Genomic DNA, 3,636 nt, shown 5'->3' with positions numbered 1-3,636 from the left:
ATTTAGATAGCTTGCAGCGGATTTACCAACGGCCAATGCTACATCACATTCACGCAGGCCTGTTTCACTGTTGATGGCCCCCGGGTCGGGATGGCCACCCGGCGCATGGCCGGAGTTCAGGAATACTTTCATTGCTTTTCTTCTCCTTTCTGATGAACGGCGGACTTCACAGTGCCGCCGATGTACCCGAGCAGGCCGGAGGCGATGGACATGGCCAGCTCGTTGAGGGTATAAAAAATCGCCAGGATCAGTGCTGTGACCAGCCCGATGATGACAATGCAGTCGGGGATATTCACTTTCTCAAACATAATATTCAATAATCACTCCATTCCGATTTATAAATCATACAAACCGAAACCGTATAACATTATTTTTATTGTTTTTCAGACTGGCTGCATTGGAAAATTTACTGTAAGGAAAATACACCAATGTAAAAGCCGGGTATGCATATACACTAATATCGGCTTTGGAAATCCGACATGATACATCTGCAGTGAGCTGGCTGTCTTTCACGATTTCTGCCACAAGATCATGAGATTTGAAGAAGTTATATAATTCCCCGCCTTCTGACAGGCTGGCAAGCGTCACATTATCATGATATCCAATAAACAAGGCCAGATTATCCGCACTAAAATCAAAGTCAATCGTAGCATTTTTGTTTGCACTATCATAAGTATACAGTTCATACGTATTGCCAGATACAGTCAATGGAATCTTCCAGATATTCTTAGTGCCTGAATCCCAATAGTAAAAGACGTTCGTTTCTGATACCGAAATCTGCGTTGCCTGCAAGGTTCCTTCTGCCAGTTCTCCATCTGCCGTATAGAATTTCTTGCCTTTAGCAACGTCACCAGTTTCTGCTGTTGTATCCGAAACTTCACAGAATCTGGCTTTTCCGCCAGCCGTAAGAGGAAGCAGTACGGATGGAACCTCATTGTAACTGGCGCCAGCGATTTTCACATCCACCTTCATGTCATCACGCTCCTTTATTCGATAGTCAGCACTTTGGTCAAGCTATCTTGGGATACTGCAACAGAAGTCAATGATCCGGTCACTTTAGAACCGTTGACATAGGCCGTTTTCCCGGACACAATAGTACTCGCTGCTGCTGTTGCATCAGCCGTATCGACCACGCTGGACTTTCCGGCAACCCCGAGGATGGTCACCCCGGCTTTAATATTTCCCGTAATGATTTTTAACTGTTCGGAGGAAGCAATGCTGACGGTACCGCTGCCGTTATGGTAGCCGGACGGTACAGTATAGGTTCCTTTCACGACATTGATGGAACCTGTTATCGCACCATTGTCTGTCATTGTTCCTGTCACCACACCACTTCCCAGGAATGCCGTTTTCCCGTTCCTGATGTCTGCCGCAACAGCATTTGCCGATGTCGTATCATAAAACTCTGCCGTCCCGGTTCCCCCTGCCAGAGGAATAGATACCTGCGGTACGCTTTCATAGGTGACACCATTGATTTTTACGTTTTTCGCCATGTTGATTTCTCCTTTACTCGACCTTCAACTCATAGCCATTAAAGCTGATTCTGCCATAGTTCGACGGGATGGCAGCTATCGTTACCGACCGCATGGCCGTGAATCCCTTATCGGGCATGATGACCTGCTCCACATCACTGGGAATGATTTGTTTTTCCTGATACGCCCCGGACGGCTCCTGCGGCAGAGAAAGCACTCCACAGAGTGCGCTTTTCCCTTCCAGTTTTCCTTTATATCGTTCCACGGGCCGTCACCTCTCCGGTCACAATAAACGGGCTGGGCGGGATAACTGTATCCGTATAGCCGGAAACCAGCACTAATTCCACATCGTACCGATAGGCACCGAAAGGAAGTGGTGCCGTATCTTCCGGCAGCAACAGCAAAAGGCAGTCACTTTCCTGGCGTATGATGCCGTTATCCAGCGTCTTTGTTATCAGGACTTCCTTATCCGTCACTGCCCGTTTGACGGTAAATGTAAGCCGGTCATCCGCTCCCGGCACAAACGGTTTTCCCGTCACCCGGTCACGGATGGTCAGCGTAATCTGTGCCGAATCCCCACGGGTAATGGAAATCCGGTTCCGAATGACTGAAAAGCCCATCCTGCCACCTCCTTATTCAATCTGCCGCTGCTCGATTACATCCAGACGGTGCTGCACATGATCCGTCGCCTTCTCCACACGGGAAAGGCGTTCTGCCATCTCCTGGCGCTTGGTTTCCGTTTCAGAAAGCTGGCGCCGCAGATGGTCAATGCACTCCTGCAGGCTCCGCACTGACTGGTTCAGCGGCTTGATGACGCTAAAGTTGAAAATGATGCCGCAAAGCATCAGGACGGATACCAAAGAACCCACCATCTGTACCCATTCAACCATATTTCTCACCTCCTAGCCTTTTCGCTGGAACATGTAAACCACGAGGGATGGCTGCATGTTATTGTGCGCCTGACCGTCACCAGCATTTTGTATTGTTATACTGTGAGAGTGTTTGCCATTGGATGATGTTGCCCCCGTCCAAGCTCTTGCAGCTTCGAATTTACCAATCCCCCAGGCCGCACCATCATTATTAGCAATCCCATTTCCACCATGGCTGCCACCATAATAAAAAGCACCCTGAAAATATTTAGCATAGTCACTGTCATCGGTAAAAAATTGACCCGTAATATTCATGCTTCCCCGTGAATGGGTATGTTCCCCATTCTGGCTTATTGTTGCAGCGTGGTTGTGCATTGGCATTTCTGATCCCGCCAGAGGATGTCTTTCTTCGCCCAGCTTCTGTCCTGCAGTATACATGGTGCCACTGTCTGCTGCACCAGCACCGATTAAGCAGCGGCCCATGCCAATCGCTACCCAGGTAGTTCCCGGCCAATAATTGGCTGGATTTTTTCCGTCCATAGAAAGGTAGATAGCGTTCAAAGGAAACGGGCACGCCTGGATCTTAGTTACCGCCTCCTCGTCCATATCGGCGTAGGTGACCTTGCCCCAGCTGCCATTGCTGTGCAGAACCGTGTTCAATTTTCCCGCGGCTGGTGATGGAACCATGCCGCTCTGGCCGGCTGTCTTTTCGCCGCAGCCACTGAAATCAGGCAATGTGATGTCCCTCGTGCCATCAAACAGCACCCGGTGAATCTTCCGTCCCGTCTGCAGTTTCGACGCACTGGCCGCATTGCCGCTGATGCCGCTGGCATGGGCCTTGGCATCGGTCAGATGGGCGTTAATGTCAGCCGCCGTCGCAGAAATCCGCTCATAGAGCCGGGCATCATTGCTGACCAGCTGGGACACGGTCCTGTTCTGCTGATTGAAGACCACCGGGTCTTCCGAAAGATACTGAGGGAAAAGCACATCATAATCCAGCGTATTTTCCACGGCTTCTGTTGGCCGGACTTCCTGCCCGGCCCGGTCCGGAAAATCTGCCGACCACTTCTCCTTGATATACTCAGCCACTTGCCGTCACTCCTTTCCCGGATACGATGGTCGCTGTCGAGAACGTTGCCTCGCCATCCCAACGAATCTTCCCGTTCCAGGAATAGCCCAGATAGATGGCATAGCCCAGATGGGCCGGTTTATAGATGTCGAGCTGGGCAATCAGCTTCGAAAGCGTTCCGGTATCCTTGTCATTCATAATGCAGTACACCTTGAAATAATATTCT

General features: G+C 50.1%; 7 protein-coding genes and 1 pseudogene. All 8 read right to left on the bottom strand.

The genetic code is table 11. From position 1 onward, the window contains the following. Positions 1 to 128 precede the first annotated feature (128 nt). Entirely contained in the window at positions 129 to 308 is a 180-nt protein-coding gene (locus tag DW949_RS13460; protein WP_118023677.1) for a hypothetical protein, read from the bottom strand. Between the two features lie 34 nt (positions 309 to 342). After that, entirely contained in the window at positions 343 to 972 is a 630-nt protein-coding gene (locus DW949_RS13455) for a hypothetical protein (protein WP_118023674.1), read from the bottom strand. A 14-nt stretch (positions 973 to 986) separates the two neighbouring features. Further along, positions 987 to 1,493, bottom strand: coding sequence for a hypothetical protein (locus tag DW949_RS13450; protein WP_118023673.1), 507 nt, complete (start codon positions 1,491 to 1,493; stop codon positions 987 to 989). 13 nt (positions 1,494 to 1,506) lie between these two features. Next, the gene (locus DW949_RS13445; protein WP_233539613.1) at positions 1,507 to 1,737 is read right to left on the bottom strand and encodes a hypothetical protein; all 231 of its coding nucleotides are present in this window, start codon (positions 1,735 to 1,737) and stop codon (positions 1,507 to 1,509) included. Then, positions 1,724 to 2,092, bottom strand: a complete 369-nt coding sequence (locus DW949_RS13440; RefSeq protein ID WP_118023672.1) for a hypothetical protein — start codon at positions 2,090 to 2,092, stop codon at positions 1,724 to 1,726. The genes DW949_RS13445 and DW949_RS13440 overlap by 14 nt, the downstream gene beginning before the upstream one ends. 12 nt (positions 2,093 to 2,104) lie before the next feature. Further along, on the bottom strand, positions 2,105 to 2,362 hold the full coding sequence (locus tag DW949_RS13435) for a hypothetical protein (protein ID WP_233539612.1): 258 nt from the start codon (positions 2,360 to 2,362) through the stop codon (positions 2,105 to 2,107). Between the two features lie 12 nt (positions 2,363 to 2,374). Then, positions 2,375 to 3,430, bottom strand: a complete 1,056-nt coding sequence (locus DW949_RS13430) for a hypothetical protein (RefSeq protein WP_118023671.1) — start codon at positions 3,428 to 3,430, stop codon at positions 2,375 to 2,377. Continuing rightward, positions 3,423 to 3,636, bottom strand: a pseudogene (locus DW949_RS13425) (hypothetical protein); the annotation flags it as partial. The gene DW949_RS13430 and the pseudogene DW949_RS13425, both read right to left, overlap by 8 nt.

Source organism: Megasphaera sp. AM44-1BH (assembly GCF_003467125.1).
Taxonomy (GTDB): Bacteria; Bacillota; Negativicutes; order Veillonellales; family Megasphaeraceae; genus Megasphaera.
The sequence above is the reverse complement of the archived record's forward strand: the minus strand, read 5'-3'. Positions and strand labels throughout refer to the sequence as shown.

What these genes read in the sequence shown, in the direction of transcription:
- DW949_RS13450 (WP_118023673.1), bottom strand. Translation starts at nt 1,493, where the DNA reads ATGGCGAAAAACGTAAAAATCAATGGTGTCACCTATGAAAGCGTACCG.
- DW949_RS13455 (WP_118023674.1), bottom strand. Translation starts at nt 972, where the DNA reads ATGAAGGTGGATGTGAAAATCGCTGGCGCCAGTTACAATGAGGTTCCA.
- DW949_RS13435 (WP_233539612.1), bottom strand. Translation starts at nt 2,362, where the DNA reads ATGGTTGAATGGGTACAGATGGTGGGTTCTTTGGTATCCGTCCTGATG.
- DW949_RS13460 (WP_118023677.1), bottom strand. Translation starts at nt 308, where the DNA reads ATGTTTGAGAAAGTGAATATCCCCGACTGCATTGTCATCATCGGGCTG.
- DW949_RS13440 (WP_118023672.1), bottom strand. Translation starts at nt 2,092, where the DNA reads ATGGGCTTTTCAGTCATTCGGAACCGGATTTCCATTACCCGTGGGGAT.